The sequence below is a fragment of the Hymenobacter mucosus genome, from assembly GCF_900188255.1.
GTDB classification, from domain to species: Bacteria; Bacteroidota; Bacteroidia; order Cytophagales; family Hymenobacteraceae; genus Hymenobacter; species Hymenobacter mucosus.
In genome coordinates, this window is record NZ_FZNS01000001.1 from 757,301 (window position 1) to 774,393 (window position 17,093).

At 56.0% G+C, this 17,093-nt stretch carries 9 protein-coding genes; 6 read left to right on the forward strand and 3 right to left on the reverse strand.

The window, feature by feature from the left end; genetic code table 11:
• Positions 1–116: 116 nt before the first annotated feature.
• The 6 genes from CHB83_RS03215 (at position 117) to CHB83_RS03240 (ending at position 10,938) form a co-directional block, all read left to right on the forward strand.
• A complete protein-coding gene (locus CHB83_RS03215) occupies positions 117–1,208 on the forward strand; it encodes an efflux RND transporter periplasmic adaptor subunit (protein WP_089331627.1) in 1,092 nt (363 codons plus the stop codon).
• Between the two features lie 235 nt (positions 1,209–1,443).
• Positions 1,444–2,727: a TolC family protein gene (locus CHB83_RS03220; protein ID WP_179225440.1), complete on the forward strand. Its 1,284-nt coding sequence runs from the start codon at positions 1,444–1,446 to the stop codon at positions 2,725–2,727.
• 53 nt (positions 2,728–2,780) lie between these two features.
• Positions 2,781–3,884 carry an efflux RND transporter periplasmic adaptor subunit gene (locus tag CHB83_RS03225; protein WP_089331629.1) on the forward strand — a complete coding sequence of 368 codons (1,104 nt, stop codon included), beginning with the start codon at positions 2,781–2,783 and terminating at the stop codon, positions 3,882–3,884.
• Positions 3,885–4,087: 203 nt separating this feature from the next.
• Positions 4,088–7,252: an efflux RND transporter permease subunit gene (locus CHB83_RS03230; RefSeq protein WP_089331630.1), complete on the forward strand. Its 3,165-nt coding sequence runs from the start codon at positions 4,088–4,090 to the stop codon at positions 7,250–7,252.
• Between the two features lie 173 nt (positions 7,253–7,425).
• Positions 7,426–9,897 (forward strand): M1 family aminopeptidase, encoded by a 2,472-nt coding sequence (locus CHB83_RS03235; RefSeq protein ID WP_089331631.1) that lies wholly within the window; start codon positions 7,426–7,428, stop codon positions 9,895–9,897.
• A gap of 189 nt (positions 9,898–10,086) precedes the next feature.
• On the forward strand, positions 10,087–10,938 hold the full coding sequence (locus tag CHB83_RS03240; protein ID WP_089331632.1) for a transporter: 852 nt from the start codon (positions 10,087–10,089) through the stop codon (positions 10,936–10,938).
• 130 nt (positions 10,939–11,068) lie between these two features.
• Here CHB83_RS03240 and CHB83_RS03245 read toward each other — a convergent pair whose 3' ends face one another.
• From CHB83_RS03245 to CHB83_RS03255, 3 genes are all read right to left on the reverse strand, one after another.
• Complete coding sequence (locus CHB83_RS03245) at positions 11,069–12,415, reverse strand: M20/M25/M40 family metallo-hydrolase (RefSeq protein ID WP_089331633.1); 1,347 nt, start codon at positions 12,413–12,415, stop codon at positions 11,069–11,071.
• Positions 12,416–12,642: 227 nt separating this feature from the next.
• On the reverse strand, positions 12,643–13,164 hold the full coding sequence (locus CHB83_RS03250) for a hypothetical protein (RefSeq protein WP_089331634.1): 522 nt from the start codon (positions 13,162–13,164) through the stop codon (positions 12,643–12,645).
• Between the two features lie 261 nt (positions 13,165–13,425).
• Positions 13,426–16,875 carry a pyruvate carboxylase gene (locus tag CHB83_RS03255; RefSeq protein WP_089331754.1) on the reverse strand — a complete coding sequence of 1,150 codons (3,450 nt, stop codon included), beginning with the start codon at positions 16,873–16,875 and terminating at the stop codon, positions 13,426–13,428.
• Positions 16,876–17,093: the final 218 nt, after the last annotated feature.

The window sequence follows — 17,093 nt, forward strand, 5'->3', positions numbered from 1 at the left end:
AAGTGGGATTTGCAGGCAGAAATTCATAGAAACTTCATTTTCTAATCGGTTTCTAATCTACCTCTAACCCGTGGCTAATACCGGGGGCGTAAGCTTGCAACTTACAAGCTACGCCCATGAACCGCCTATTCCATTTCTCCTCTCTCCTGCTGCTGCCTACCAGCTTATGCCTGAGCAGCTGCACCGAAGAAACCACCTACCCCCTACCCCGCCCCGATACCCAGCGGCTACCCGCCGCCACCGTGGCCGCTCTGCAAACTGATAGTGTGCAGCTGGCTCCCATCCAAACGGAATTGCGCCTAGAAGGCCGCATAACGCCCAACGCCGACCGCCTAACGCCCGTGTACGCCTTAGCCGGCGGGGTAGTAGAGCAGGCCCCCGTGGCCCTCGGCGACGTGGTAACGGCGGGGCAGCCGCTAGCCGTGCTTCGCAGCGCCCATATTGCCGGCCTAGCCCAGGAGCGTACCGAGGCCACCGTGAACCTGGGCACGGCCCGCGTGCAGTTGGAAGCCGTGAGTGAGATGCACGCCGACGGTATGGCCTCCGACCAGGACCTGAGTTTGGCCCGCGCCGCCCTGCAAAAAGCCCAGGCCGAGCTAACCCGCCTGCGCAAGCAAACCGACGTGTACGGCACCGCCCCCGACCACTACACCCTGCGCGCCCCCCAGGCGGGCACCGTCGTTGAAAAGCACCTAACGGAGGGGCAACAGTTCGAGCCCGGCCAAGTAGGCAGCCTGTTTACAGTGGCCAACCTCGATGAAGTGTGGGTGCTGGCCGATGTATTTCAGTCGGATATTGAGAAGGTGCAGGCGGGTTTGCCGGTGGAAGTACACACCCTAAGCTACCCCGACCGGCAGTTTGCGGGCCGTGTAGACAAGGTGTTCAACGTGCTGGACCCCGAACGTAAAACGCTCCAGGTCCGGGTGCGGCTCGCCAACCCCGACCACCTGCTAAAGCCCGGCATGTTTGCGCGCATCCACCTCACCCAAACCAGCACCACCCGCCTGCCGGCAGTGCCTTCGACCAGCCTAGTTTTTGCCAACGGCCGCCGCTATGCGTTGGTAGTAAAAAACAATACCGTGGAAACCCGCCCCGTAGCCGTGCAGCACGCCGGCCATGGTGTAAGCTACGTGAGCAGCGGCCTAGCGCCCGGTGAGCAGGTGGTAATCAGCAATGCGTTGCTCTATTACAAAGAACTCAATGACTAGCCCGCACGCCTCCCGGCACTGGGTCCGGCATGCCATGAACACGGCGGAGCGGGAACTACTGGAGCCGTCCTCGGCAGCAATTTCTTTGCCTGCTAACAGCGTCAGAAAGGCGCTTTCGGTAGAAAGGACCACCTTTCTGAAAAAAATATTTCGCTCTAATCCGTTTCTAATTTACCTCTAATTCGCCCCTAATATGGGGGGCGTACTCTTGCATATCTCAACACCGAATTCGGATATGCAACGCCTCCTTTTCCTGCTGCCGCTGACCCTGCTGCTGCACTTCAGCCTCCCTGCTACTGCCGCGCCGCTTGCCGGCGACACCCTGACGCTCACGCTGCCCCAGGCCGAGCAGCAGTTCGTACAAAACAACTTGCTGCTGCTCGCCCAGCGCTACAACGTGTCGGCGGCGGAAGCGCAGATACTACAGGCTCGCCTCTGGGACAACCCTACCATTTCCATCGAGCAGAACACCTATAATCCGCAGACGCGCAAGGTGCTCGACGTAACCAAAACTGGCAACTCCATTGTGCAGGTGCAGCAGCTGTTTGCCATTGCCGGCCGCCGCAAAGCCGCCGCCAACGTGGCCCAGCAGAACGCCCTAGTTGAGCAGTTCACCTTCCAGGACCTTTTGCGCACCCTGCGCTACCAGCTCCGCAGCACCTTCTACGACCTGTATTATAAGCAACAGAGCGTGAGCGTGTACGACCAGGAAGTGGCCAGTTTTCAGCGCACCGTGAGCTTATATCAGGGCCAGTACGAGAAGGGAAATATTGCCCTGAAAGAGGTGATTCGGCTGAAAGCCTTTCTGTTTCAGCTGCGCAACGAGCGGCAGACCTTGCTCAACGACATTGCCGCCGAGCAAGCCGACCTCCGCACGTTGATGCGCGACACCAGCGGCGCCTACTACATGCCCCAGGCCGACGGCAACCGCCTGAAAGCCCTCAGCCTGACCGACCGCACCGAGGCTCAGCTCATTGACTCGGCCCAGGTGAACCGCGCCGACCTGAAAGCCCGCCAGGCCGCCGTGCAGCAGCAAACCCAGAACCTGCGCCTGCAACGCGCCCTGGCCACCCCCGACCTGGCCGTGGGCTACGTGTACGACCGGGCCGGCAACTACATCCAGAACTACAACGCCCTCACGCTAGGCGTGGCCGTGCCCATATTCAACCGCAACCAGGGCAACATCCGCACCGCGCAAAACCAGATTGAAGTCAGCAAGGCGCAGCTCAGCCAGCAGCAGCTTCAAGTGCAGAACGACGTGCAGGAAGCCTGGCGCCTGGCCCGCCAAAACGACCAGCTCTACCAAGGCACCGACCGGGAAACCTCCGACTTCAACCGCCTAATGCGTGGCATTGATGAGAGCTATGCCAAGCGCAACCTCACCATTGTGGAGTTCCTGGATTTCTACGAGAGCTACAAGAACAACCTCGTGCAGCTCAACAACCTACGCGCCAACCGGGTGCGCGCCTTCGAACAACTCAACTACGCCGTGGGCCGCCCGGTGTTCAACGCCGAATAATCATGCTGCCGACTTCAAAATCCTTCGCCACTTCCCTCAAACGCCCTCTTTCCATGCCCCGCTTTGCCACTCTGGCCACCTCGTTGGCCCTCCCGCTTGCCCTGGGACTGGCGAGCTGCTCGAAATCCGAAGAAGCCGACGCACCACAGAAAGCGGAAGCGGGCTTCACCATGTCCAACCAGATGCTGCGCGAGTTGAAGATTGACACGGTGCGCCGGGAGCCGGTGCGCGACGAACTGAGCCTATCGGGCCAGATTGCCACCGACGGCGACAAAACCGTGAAAGTGTACCCACTGGTGGGCGGCGTGGTGGAGCAGCTGAGCGTGGAGTTAGGCGACCATGTAACCAAGGGCCAGGTACTAGCCGTGATTAAGAGCGGCGAAATTGCCGACCTCCAGAACCAAAGCAGCACCGCCGGCACCGACCTCGACATTGCCCGCAAAAACCTCTCGGTGCTGGAAGACCAGTACAAAGCCGGCCTGGCCTCGGAGCGCGACGTAAGCCTGGCCCGCCAGGAGCTGCGCAAAGCCCAAAGCAACGTGGGCAAAAGCCGCAAGCAGCTCGGCGTGTACGGCGTGTCGGCCGATGGCACTTACACGTTGCGGGCGCCTATATCGGGCTTTATTACCGAGAAGAACGTGACCGACCACATGCAGTTCAACGCCGACAACGTGGGCAACCTGTTTACAGTCAGTAACCTCGACGATGTGTGGATTATGGCCAACGTGTTTGAGTCGGACATCAGCAAGGTGCAAGAAGGCTATCAGGCCGACGTCACAACCCTCTCCTACCCCGACAAGCACTTCACCGGCCGCATCGACAAGGTATTCAACGTACTCGACCCCGAAAGTAAGGTGATGAAGGTACGGGTGAAGCTTAACAACCCCGGCTACCTGCTCAAGCCCGAGATGTACGCCCAAATCAAGGTGCTCAATACCGAAAACCAGCAAATGCTGGCCGTGCCCGCCCAGTGCGTGGTGTTTGATAAGGACCGCAACTTCGTGATGGTGTTCAAGGACCGGCACCACGTGGAAACCCGCGAAGTTCAACTCTTTAAAACCGTCGGCGACGTGAGCTACGTGCAAACTGGCCTCAAAGACGGGGAGCACATCATCGCCCAAAACCAGCTGCTAGTCTACGACGAGCTGAACGACTAAAGCTAGAAAGCTAGCTCCCCTCCTCAGATGAGCAGGGGTTGGGGGTGGTTGACCGGAGCGTCAGCCCATCTACTAATACTAGTTCTAGGAACTACCCAAACGACTATCAACCACCCCCAATCCTTCCTCACCTGAGGAGGGGAGCTAGGCTAGCCTTGCCATTTTCTAGCTCTAGTTATTGCCCTCTAGCTTCTTGAAAAGCCATGAATAAATTCATCCAAGGCATTATTGCCTTTTCGCTCAAAAACCGGGGTTTCGTGTTTCTGATGACGTTTGTAGTCATTGTGGCCGGGGTGATGAGCTACCGGAATACACCGATTGAGGCCTTTCCGGACGTTACGAACACCGAAATTACCATCATCACGCAGTGGCCCGGCCGCTCGGCCGAGGAGATTGAGAAGTTCGTGACGGCGCCTATCGAAATTGCGCTGAATCCGGTGCAGAAGAAAACCAGCATCCGGAGCACCACCCTGTTTGGGCTGTCGGTGGTGAAGGTGATTTTCGATGATGGCGTGGACGATGCCTTTGCCCGCGTACAGGTCAACAACCTGCTCAGCCAGGCCGACCTGCCCGAAGGTGCCGACCCCGACGTGCAGCCGCCTTACGGCCCCACCGGCGAAATTTTCCGCTACACGCTGCAAAGCAAGGAAAAGACCACCCGCGAACTGAAAACTTTGCAAGATTGGGTGGTGGAGCGCAACCTGAAAGCCGTGCCCGGCGTGGCCGACGTGAACAGCTTCGGCGGCGAGGTGAAGGACTACGAAATCAGTGTGAACCCCGGCAAGCTCCAGGACCTGGGCCTCACGCCCCTCGACCTCTACAACGCCATCCAGCGCAGCAACATCAACGTGGGCGGCGACGTGATAAACGAGGGCCAGCAGAACTACGTGGTACGCGGCATCGGCCTGCTCAACAACATCGGCGACATCAACAACACGGTTATCAAGAACGTGAACGGCGCCCCGATTCTGGTGAAGGACGTGGCCATCGTGCACGAGTCGGCGCTGCCGCGGCTGGGTCGGGTGGGCCGCGGCCTGAACGACGACGTGCTGGAAGGCATTGTGGTGATGCGCAAGGGCGAAAACCCCTCCGAAGTCATTGCCCGCCTCAAAGACAAAGTAGCCGACCTTAACGACAAGATTCTGCCTTCCGACGTGAAGATCAAAACCTTCTACGACCGGCAGCAGCTCATCGACTTCAGCACCGAAACCGTGATTCACAACTTGCTGGAAGGCATTGTGCTGGTTACGGTGATTGTATTCGTGTTCATGGCCGACTGGCGTACCACGGTGGTCGTGAGCGTGATTATCCCGCTGGCCTTGCTGTTTGCCTTCATCTGTTTGCGGCTCAAGGGCATGTCGGCTAACCTGCTGAGTATGGGCGCCATCGACTTCGGGATTATTATTGATGGGGCCGTGGTGATGGTGGAAGGGCTCTTTGTGGCCCTCGACCACAAGGCGCACAAAATGGGGATGGAACGGTTCAACAAGGTGGCCAAACTGGGCCTTATCAAGAAAACCGGCCGCGACATGGGCAAGGCGATTTTCTTCTCCAAAGCCATCATTATCACGGCGTTGCTACCTATCTTTTCCTTCGAGAAAGTGGAAGGCAAGGTGTTCAGCCCACTGGCCTGGACGCTGGGTTTTGCTTTGCTGGGTGCCCTGATTTTCACCCTCACGCTGGTACCGGTTCTCACCTCCATCCTGCTAAAAAAGAACGTAGTGGAGAAAGACAACTTCTTTGTACGCGGCATCAACCGGGGTGCGCAGCGGTTCTTCTCCTTCACCTACGCCCGCAAAACAGCCAGCTTGCTGGTAGCCACCGTGGCCGTGGTGCTAGGCATGGGCGCCTTCCACTTCCTGGGTTCCGAGTTCTTGCCCGAGCTGAACGAAGGCTCCATCTATGTGCGGGCCCAACTGCCACTGAGCATCAGCCTCGATGAATCGAACAAGCTCTGCAACGAGATGCGCCGGGTGTTTCTGAGCTTCCCCGAAGTAGGCGACGTAGTGAGCCAGACCGGCCGCCCCAACGACGGCACCGACCCCACTGGCTTCTACAACAACGAGTTTCTGGTGCAGCTCAAGCACACCCCCGAGGTGGAAGCCGAAATGAAGCACAAAGACAAGCGCGAGGCCCTGATTGAGCACATGAAGGAAAAGCTGAACCGTTTCCCCGGCGTGGATTTCAACTTCTCCCAGCCCATTACCGACAACGTGGAGGAAGCTGCCTCGGGCGTGAAAGGCTCCATTGCCGTGAAAATCTACGGCCAGGACCTCAAGCTGATGGAGGAAAAAGGCCGTCAGGTCTACGGCATCCTCAAGAACATCAAAGGCATCGACGACCTGGGCGTGCTGCGCAACATCGGCCAACCCGAACTGCACGTGGACCTCGATGAGCAGCGCATGGCCCAGTATGGCGTAAGCAAGGCCGACGCCAACGCAGTGCTGGAAATGGCCGTGGGCGGCAAGCAAGCCTCCCAGATGTACGAAGGCGAGCGGAAATTCCCTATCCGGGTACGCTACCAGGAACAGTTTCGCCAGACGCCTCAAGAAATTGCGGCCCTCATGGTACCCACCCAGAACGGCACCACCATCCCCCTCTCCGAAATTGCCACCATCGGCGACGTGAATGGCCCCTCGCTCATCTACCGCGACGATAACCAGCGTTTTGCTGCTGTGAAGTTCAGCATCCGGGGCCGCGACATGGGCAGCACCATCGAGGAAGCCCAGAAGAAGGTAAACGCTGTGGTGAGCCTGCCCAAAGGCTACACCATGAAGTGGACCGGCGACTTTGAGAACCAGCGCCGCGCCACCCAGCGCCTCATGCAGGTAGTACCGGTATCGTTGGGTCTGATTTTCTTTATCCTGTTCATCTTGTTCGGCAACTTGAAAGATGCCGGCCTAGTGCTCCTGAACGTGCCGTTCGCCATCATCGGCGGCATTGCGGCGCTGCTCATCACCCACACCAACTTCAGCATTTCGGCCGGTATCGGGTTCATTGCTTTGTTCGGTATCTGCATCCAAAACGGGGTGATTCTGATATCGGTATTCAAGCAGAACATGGTGCGCAAAATGAGCCTCGACCGTAGCATCCACGACGGCGTGACCAGCCGGGTGCGCCCCGTAGTTATGACGGCCCTCATGGCTACCATCGGCCTGATGCCCGCCGCCATCAGCACTGGTATTGGTAGTGAAACCTCTAAGCCACTGGCTATTGTAGTTATTGGCGGCCTCATCACCGGCACCATTCTCACCTTGTTCATCTTCCCCTTGATTTTCGAGAAAGCCTACCGAGCCGAGCATACTCACTACGGCGATGATCTTACGCTCCGCCCCGAGCGGCACCAGCTTGGAGTACTGGTGCATTAGGGGTACCTGTTTGGTGAATTAAACAACAGTCGGCTTTTGGCCGGCTGTTGTTTTTTAAAGCCATAGTCTTCTTGCTTGGCGGGTAGCAGCCCTGACAAACAACCATAGCTTTATCTGGCGCATCTGTGCGGAAAAGTTTGCAACTAGCAGTCCTAATTCTTGCTCTTTCATTCATGACAAAAGCTTTCCTGCTGAGCCTCGGCTTATTGGCGGCCGCCCCGGCTTTGGCCCAATCCTCGGCATCCCGCCCCGACTCTGCTGCTACACTCTCCTACCGTGAAACACCCCGCAAAGTCAACGCCCTGGTGCACACCAAGTTGGATGTACACTTCGACTATACTAAGCGCCAACTACTGGGCCGCGAATGGGTAACGCTTCAGCCCGTAGCATACGCCACTGACTCGTTGCGGCTGGATGCGAAGGGTATGGATATTAAGTCGGTGACTATGGTGAATGGCAACGACACCAAGACCCTGCGCTTCGACTACAACCAGGAGCAAATGTTGGTACACCTGGATAAGCTGTACACGCCCGGCCAGCAGTACACGGTATACATCGAGTACGTAGCGAAGCCAGAGGAGCTGAAAGCCAAGGGTAGTGCCGCCATTACCGATGCCAAGGGTCTCTATTTTATAAACCCTGATAGCACTGAGGCGGGCAAGCCCCGGCAGATCTGGACCCAGGGCGAGACGGAAAGCTCTTCGGCCTGGTTTCCCACCATCGACAAGCCCAACCAGAAAACAACGGCGGAAATTAGCATGACGGTGCCCGCCCGCTACGTCACGCTCAGCAACGGCCGCCTGGATTCGCAGAAGCAAAACACCGACGGCACTCGTACTGACACCTGGAAGCAGGAGTTGCCGCACTCGCCCTACCTATTTATGATGGCGGTAGGTGATTTCAAAATTACCAAGGACACGTGGCGCGGCAAGGAAGTAAACTATTATCTGGAGCCGAAGTACGCTCCCTTTGCCAAGCAGATTTTCGGCAACACGCCCGAAATGCTAGAGTTTTTCTCGCGCCGGCTAGGGGTAGACTACGCCTGGAATAAGTACTCCCAGATTGTAGTGCGCGATTACGTGAGCGGGGCCATGGAAAACACCTCGGCCACCCTGCACGGGGAGTTTCTACAGAAGGATGCGCGTGAAATGCTGGACGCCGAGTATGCCAACGGCGAATCGGTAATTGCCCACGAGCTTTTCCACCAGTGGTTTGGCGACCTAGTAACGGCCGAAAGCTGGAGCAACCTAACGGTAAACGAATCTTTCGCCGACTTCTCCGAGGCCTTATGGGCTGAGTACAAGTATGGCCAGGACGCTGGTGACGCCCACGCTTACATGAACATGCGCAACTACCTGCGCAGCCCCCAGGATGCGCAAAAACACCTTGTGCGCTTCCACTACGCCGATAAGGAGGACATGTTTGATTTGGTAAGCTATCAGAAAGGCGGCCAAATCCTTAACATGCTGCGCAACTACCTCACGGACGACGTATTCTTTGCGGGCCTGAAAAAATACCTGACTGATAATAAGTTTGGCAATGGCGAGGCGCACCAGTTGCGTTTGGCTATGGAAGCCGTATCGGGCCAGGACTTGAACTGGTTTTTCAACCAATGGTACTTTGGTGCCGGCCACCCAGTAGTCACCATTGACTACGGCTACGACGCCGGGCGTAAGGAACAGACCGTAACTATCAAGCAAACCCAGCCGGGCAAGGTATTTCAGCTCCCGCTAGCTGTGGATGTATACGTGAACGGTAAGCCGCAGCGCCACCAGGTAGTGCTACGCCAAGCCACCGAAACCTTACGTTTTCCGGCCGCCAGCAAGCCTAACCTCGTGAATGTGGATGCCGATAAGGTGTTGCTGTGGCAAAAAACCGACAACAAGCCATTTGGTGAGTACGCCTATCAGTACAAAAATGCCCCACGTTTCGTGGACCGCCGCGAGGCTGTAGCGGCCGCCGCTCAGTTGCCCCCTACCGATGTGGCAGCCCGCCAGCTTCTCTTCTCTGCCCTGAGCGATAAGTACGCTGGCCTCCGCTTGGCGGCTCTTGCTGGCCTCAAACTAGACAACAAGGCTGTGCAAAAAGCAGCCGCGCCGGTCATCCGTCGTCAGCTGGCTCAGGAGAAGAACACAAACAACCAAGCAGCCCTGCTACTAGCGCTGGGAGAGTTTAAAGACAAGAAAGACCAGAAAGCATTTACCCAGGGCCTCAACAGCCAGTCGTACGCTGTGCAAGGTGCGGCGCTGCAAGGCCTCGCCGCCGTGCAGCCGAAGCAGGCGCTGACGCAAGCTCAGTCTTTACAGAAAAATGCCAATGGCACCCTGGCGGCCTCCGTAGCGGCCGTGTATGCCGAGTACAGCGATGCTAGCACCTGGGCCTACGTGCGCGACCAGTTTGATGCGGCTGGCCCACAAGGCAAGTTTAGTATGCTGGAAAGCATTGTGGGTTTTATGACTCGCCTGAATGATGCCAAGGTACTTGCTGAAGGCGTAGAACGCCTGCAGAAGATGGCTGTGCAATACAAGAAATACGGCCTCGACGAACCCATTTTGGGCATGCTCGACAAAGTGCAGAAAGACAAACCGGCTGACCAAAAAGCAACCGTGCAAGCCGCCATGCAAGCCATTAAGCAAGCTCCTTAGCACTAAAAAATCTTGCTTTTTTATCAAGAGGCCCGCACAATGCGGGCCTCTTTTATTAGGCGTAACCCTATCAGGAACTGTGTTTTTGCATCATATTTAACCATGCCTACGGCTAACGACAAACAGGCGCTTGGGTTACACTGCCTCCATAAAATCGAACTTTTACCGCAGGGGCCTTGTCGCACTACCATGCGAAAGACCACTCTGCTGACCGTTGGCGCCCTGCTACTTGCTGGCCCGGCCCGCACCCTGGCCCAGACCACTGACCCACGGATTGACAACGAAGAATCGCCCTTCGTACGCCTCATTCGCCCCGACCGGCCGGGTCAAACCATCACCACCAACATGCTTTATCCTGGTCAGTTTCAACTAGAAACTGGCCTCACTCGGTATGATGCGAGTAGCAGTGTGGGCTACGCAGGGCGCTCGGCCTGGGGTAGCACCCTACGGGTAGGCTTCTTCAACCACATCGAACTGCGAGCTACCCAAAATTATCTGCTTGCCTCTACGGCCCGCTCTCTTGCCACTGAAGGCGAGGCAGCACCCTACACGGGGCCAGTTGGTTTTGCCCCGCTTAATGTGGGAGCTAAGTTCTTGGCCTCTAGTACCCAAAACGCCCGCTCGCAGGTAGTGGTGCTGCTGGATATGAACCTACGTAATGGTGATGCCACCTTTACCAACAAGCAACTGGAGCCCGGTGCGCGGTTGCTTATTTCCCAACAGCTTGGCCAACGCTTTGGCCTAGAGGGTAACCTTGGTTTTCGGCAACGCGCTTTCACCGCCGAAGGAACCAAGTACGGCCAGTACCTAACCACTCTAGCCCTGAATGGCCCTTTGGGTCCCACTACTCACTTTGGTTTTTTCGCCGAAACGTATGCCACTTGGCAACGCCAGCAAGGGTGGCTACCCGGTTTTACCTCGGGCCTCTATTGGCGTCCTATACCCGGTATGCGCTTTGACGTGACGGGCGGTCACGGGCTGACAAGTCAAGCCGGTGGCCTTACCGTAGGCGGCGGCGTAAGTGTACGCCTAGGCCGATAGTGCCCTACCGGGATTGATGACCCTAAATCTTCGTACTGCCAATACAAACACAAGGCCCTGGCGCTCTAGCGCCAGGGCCTTGTGTTTGTATTGGCAGTACAGCTTGGTATGCCGCATGGCCGAGGGCCCGCTACTTGTTTACCGATTCGGGAGCAATGCGCGTAGGCGTTTGTTGTCCACTCACAATACCCGTGGCGCTTTGCCCGATGGCAGAAATAACTGCTGTCATATTTAGCAAGTCCATGCTTTCTACCTCGTCATTCACAGAGTGGTAGAGCTTATCAGTTGGAATCTGGTCGGTGCTGATGGTATGGGCAGGCACGCCCAAACGGGCTAATGTCGCATTATCAGAACGGTAAAATAGATTCTGCTCTAAATAAGGATCCGGCTCAAAGCGGAACGGAGTGCTTTTGAGATTGGCTTGCAGTAGCGTTCCAAAATCAGACTTATCGAAGCCCGTGATGAATGCGGTATTTGGTCCGAACTTGGCCTGCTTGCCTATCATTTCAATGTTGAACATAGCCACAATCTTAGCGGAGTCTAACTGTTTAGAGAAGTATTGCGAACCGAAGCCCCCTATTTCCTCGGCCGTAAACGCCACAAACACGAGCGTCCGGGCGTTGTCGTTCTTCTTTTTGAAGTACTCGGCCAGTGCTACTACCGCTGTCGTGCCGCTGGCGTCATCGTCGGCACCGTTCGCAATGGAGTCGCCATCAACCGCAGAAATTACTCCTAAGTGGTCGTAATGGCCCGAAAATACTACTTGCTCTGCTGCACGAGCAGGGTCTTTGCCGGGCAATACGCCTACTACATTGCGCAACTCTAGGGTCCGTAAGGTGGTATTGCCTGCTACTCTAAATGTTACCTTGCCAGTTGCGGGCGCTGGCGTAAGGACTACGACACTGGAAAAAGTATTTCCCACCTTATCAAGCCGCATACCTCCGTGGTTGGCGTACCCCTTCACCCGCTCAAATACCGCGGCGTGCACTGGGTCAATAAGAACAACGAGGTTCTCGCGCGGACGGATAATGTCACGCATGTACTGCTGAGGATTGTCGCCGGGGCCCACAACGAGTACTCGGGTAGCAGGCTCATCTTCGTCCGTCCAGTTCAGATGAGGCTGGGTAGATAGTAGTATAGCTTTTTCCTTGGGTATGGAAACGTTGTTTACCGTCACAAACAGCGCTGCCACTTGCGACTCATAGGCGGGGAATACCTGCTCGTAGCTAGTGAGGCCAGGTAATGTGCTCAGTTGGATACGCCGGAACTCGGCCGCTAAGAATTGGGCTGCTTTCAGGCCGCCAGGCTGGCCAGAAGCCCGGCCCATCATATCATCGGCAGCCAAGGTTTTCAATACTCGCTCTACAGTAGCTGGTGCTACACCAGACGTTTTTGGTACTGCTACGCGCTTTTTCTGAGCGAGCGAAAGGTGAGAAAACAGAGCTAAAGACAGAACGAAAGGTAGGAGTTTACGCATAGCGCAAAATAACCTTTTTGTTCTGTTGTATGTGCACCTTCACTGGCGCTGGCTAGTCAAAGTGGTACTATAGAATCCGGCTGCTTTGTTCTTATTCTTAGACAAGCACACCGCTACCCATTAATCCAGAGAGGGCGGTACACTAAACCTAAAGAAAAGATTACCCCACCTGTATGGAGCAAAAATGCTTCACCATACAGGTGGGGGTACAGAAAAAGCTTCGTGGATTATTTCTTATCTACAACAGCCAGCACAGCAGCCCATTCCTTATCTGATTTGGCGGCGGATGCTCCAGAAGCGGCTTTTAGATTGCCGGCTAACTCAGGCGCAGCTGCTTGTAAGGCCTTCATAGTCAGCTTTACAGGCACTACTGTTGCGTCTGGGCGGCGCAAATAATAGGTGGTCTTATCTTCCACAATATCAGAACGCTCGCCACTGCTGTAGGCACCCTGATAGTTCGCTTTCTTTAGTACTTTCTCGTAGCGCTTCAGCAATACGTAGTTTCCCTCATGGATTACCTCTACAAAGTCGGAGCGCAGTTCTGGAGAGGGAGCTTCCGAAAAGCGACGAAAAGTTCGCTGCCGAGCAGGTCCTGCAATACCTGCTGGTTCCTCCAAATCGAAACCAGCTACCAACCGATCATTGAGTTGCAAGGAATCGTTCGGACGATTCACGGGCAACATCAAAAGCCGTCGGTTCAGTACATCGTATTTCAACGGCACAGGCGCCAGCGGGACTTTGTTTGTCATATGCAAGCGTGCTGGTAGCCACCGGTTATCGACGTAGGGTGACCCTACCATTCCATAGGATTCTCCACGTGGCAGCACAGCCGCCGAGCCAGCCGCCAGCGAGTTTAAATTTGTTTGGGCATCAGCTCCGCTTCCAGTATTAGCTTGCTGAGCATAAACTCCTTCTGCCGACAACAGCAATGCGAACAGTATGCAATAACGAATGACCATAATATGTCGGGCTAAGTCTTGGGGTGACTTCAATTTAACTCTTTTGATCCTCTAAGCCAACGTCAGTATCAGGTCGTCGGCGTTTACCAAGGTGCCTTCGGGTAGATTGACGACCTGCACGATGCTGTCGTCGGGGGCAGTGATGGTGGTTTCCATCTTCATGGCTTCAATGATGAAAAGGGGCGCGTTTTTCCGAACTTCTTGTCCATCCTCTACCAGTACCTTTGAAAGCAAGCCTTGTAGAGGAGCACCTACTTGCTTGGTATTCGCCTTGTCCGCCTTAGGGTTCAGCACCCGTTTCACTTCCACCGAATTGTCGCGCACTTCCACGTTACGCGCCTGACCGTTCAAGTTGAAGAAAATGGTTCGGCAACCGTCTTCGTTAACCGGACCTATGCTTTGTAAGCCGACGATGATGCTCTTGCCACGGGCAATTTCGATAATGGTTTCGTCGCCGGGCTGCAGGCCGTAGAAGAAGGCACGGGTAGGCACCACCGACACATCACCGAACTCTTGCACGTGGGCCCAATACTGCTCGAATACCTTGGGGTACAGCAACCACGATAAGACGTCGGTGAACTTGCCGCGCTGCCCAAATTTCTTCTCGAATTTCTGCCATTCCTGGTCAAAATCAATTGGGGCGAGGTGGTCATTGGGCCGGTCGGTAAAGGCGGGTTCCCCCTTCAGAATCACCTGCTGCACCTCTTTCGGCCAGCCGCCTTCCGGCTGGCCAATGTCACCTCGAAACAGTTCTCGTACTGACTCAGGAAAATTCAACCCCGCGCCTTTTTCCAAGACGTCAGCCGTAGTAAGGTTGTTGGAAACAAGGAACAAAGCCATGTCGCCAACTACTTTCGATGAGGGCGTTACTTTGATGATATCACCAAAGAGCAAGTTCACATCGGCGAAGGTGTGCTTGATAGTCTCAAACTTATCGAGGAGGCCAAGTGCCGCGGCCTGAGGCCGCAGGTTAGAGTACTGCCCGCCCGGAATCTCGTGCTGGAATACCTCCGACGTACCCGCTTTCAAGCCCGACTCGAAGGGGTAATACTGCTCGCGTACCGTATCCCAGTAGTTGGAGAAGCTGTTCAGCGACTCTTGGTTGAACTCACGGTGACGCTCCTGGCCCCGCAGCATTTCAACAATAGAGTTGAAATTGGGCTGCGAGGTAAGACCCGACAAGGAACCCAAGGCCACGTCAATCACATCCACGCCGGCTTCTACTGCTTTCAGGTAGGTAGCGGCCTGCAAGCTGCTGGTATCGTGGGTGTGCAGGTGAATGGGAATCTGCACGGTATCGCGCAGTGCTGTAATAAGTTCTTGGGCCGCGTAGGGCTTCAGCAGCCCAGCCATGTCTTTGATGCAGAGGATATGAGCTCCGGCTTCCTCAATCTGCCGCGCCAAGCGCAGATAGTAGTCGAGGGAGTATTTCTGGTTACGCCGCTGGTCGAGTATGTCGCCCGTATAGCAGATGCTGGCCTCGGCCAACCGGTCCGTCTTATTGCGTACAAACCCGATGCAGGCTTCCATACCAGGCATCCAGTTCAGGGAGTCGAAGATGCGGAACACATCGATGCCCGTTTCGGCGGCCTGCTGCACAAAGCGTTCCGTGAGGTTATCAGGGTAAGCTTTGTAGCCTACCCCGTTAGCACCCCGAATCAGCATTTGCAGCAGAATATTGGGTACTGCGCGGCGCAAGCGGGCGAGTCGCTCCCAGGGGTCTTCGTGCAGGAAGCGGAGGGCCACATCAAAGGTGGCCCCACCCCAGCACTCGAGCGAGAAGGTCTGGGGATGCTCGTGGGCGTAGCGCTCAGCTACTTTGAGCATGTCGTAGGTGCGCATGCGCGTAGCCAGTAGGCTCTGGTGGGCGTCGCGCAGAGTAGTATCAGTGTAGTGAACCTGCTTTTCGGCGCGCAGCCACTTGGCAAATTCCTTGGGGCCTAGCTCCGTCAGCTTGTCCTTGGTGCCGGCGGCGGGGGGCCGGGTGGGGTCATATTCGGGTAGCAGGGGTTTACGCAGGTCGCGCGAAATATCCACGTGGCCTTTCACGTCGGGGTTGCCATTCACAATCACCTTGCCCAGGAAGCTGAGCACCTTGGTGGCGCGGTCTTGGCGGGTCTTGAATTTGAATAGTTCCGGGTGGTTTTTGATGAAGTCCACATTCGCCTCGCCCGCCATGAAGATGGGGTGCGCAATGATGTTCTGCAGAAACTGAATGTTAGTGCTTACACCCCGGACCCGGAATTCATCAAGAGTGCGGGCCAACTTGGTTGCGGCTCCTTCCAGAGTAGGCGCCTGCGCCGATACTTTAACCAAAAGCGAGTCGAAGAAGGGCGACACTTTCACGCCTGTATACACGGAACCTTGGTCGAGACGGATGCCGAAGCCCCCGGCAGAGCGGTAGGCAGTAATGGTGCCGTAGTCGGGCTTGAAGTCTTGCTCGGGGTCCTCGGTAGTAATGCGGCACTGAATGGCTACCCCAATTTTGGGTGGCATCTTGTCCTCACTCAATCCAATTTCCGGGTCGCTGAGGCGGCGGCCATCGGCAATGTGGAGCTGGGTCTTGATTAGATCCACGCCCGTAATCATTTCCGTGACAGTGTGCTCTACCTGAATTCGTGGGTTTACCTCAATAAAGTAAATGCGGTCTTGCTCGGGGTTGACCAGAAATTCTACGGTGCCTACGTTGTTGTATTGTACTGCTCGCCCGAGGCGCAGGGCATACTCGTACAAGAGGTGGCGCAAATGGTCCGGCAGGTTCAAGGAAGGCGCTACTTCCACCACTTTCTGGTAGCGCCGCTGCACTGAACAGTCGCGCTCGTACAGGTGCACTAGGTTGCCGTGGTTATCGGCTACTAGTTGTACTTCAATGTGCTTGGGCTGCTCCACAAACTTCTCCAGGAACACCGTGTCGTCGCCGAAGGCCTTCAACGCTTCGTTACGCGCCTCGAAGAAGCCTTTCTCCAACTGCTCGTCGTCCCGAATTACGCGCATACCACGCCCTCCCCCACCAGACGCTGCTTTCAGCATTACGGGGTACCCAATGCGCGCGGCTTCCTCCTTGGCAACGGCAAAGTCGGTGAGGTCCTGCACACTGCTCTCAATAATGGGCACCTGACATTCTACGGCTACTCGCTTGGCGGCTACTTTATCGCCAAGGGCTTCCATTACTTCGGGACGGGGCCCAACGAAGATGATACCTTCCTCGCGGCAGCGGCGGGCTAGCTCGGCGTTTTCGCTCAAGAAACCATACCCCGGATGAATTGCATCCACTCCGTTTTCCTTCGCCACCCGCAACAAGCCTTCAATGTCCAGGTATGGCTTTAGCGGCTCATCGTCGCGCCCAATCTGGTAGGCTTCGTCGGCCTTGTAGCGGTGCAAGGAGTAGCGGTCCTCGTAGGTGTAAATGGCTACCGTGGTAATCCCGAGCTCGGTAGCAGCGCGCATAACGCGAATGGCAATTTCACCTCGGTTGGCAACCAGCAGTTTGCGGATGTTCATCAGGAAATGCGATATATAGTAGCGGAGAAATGCGTGCCCCAAGCTACAGAGAGCCCACAGAAGTTCCAGCGAAAATTCGCTAGAAGTTTTCACAGGCTTCTCTTCAGCTCCGCTAATATATCCGCAGCCGCCGAGTAACTGCGCAGCAAACCATAAAATACAGTACTTTTTTAAGGTTTTTGTGTAAGCGCAAGCCCAGACCGCGTACATCAGGCGCT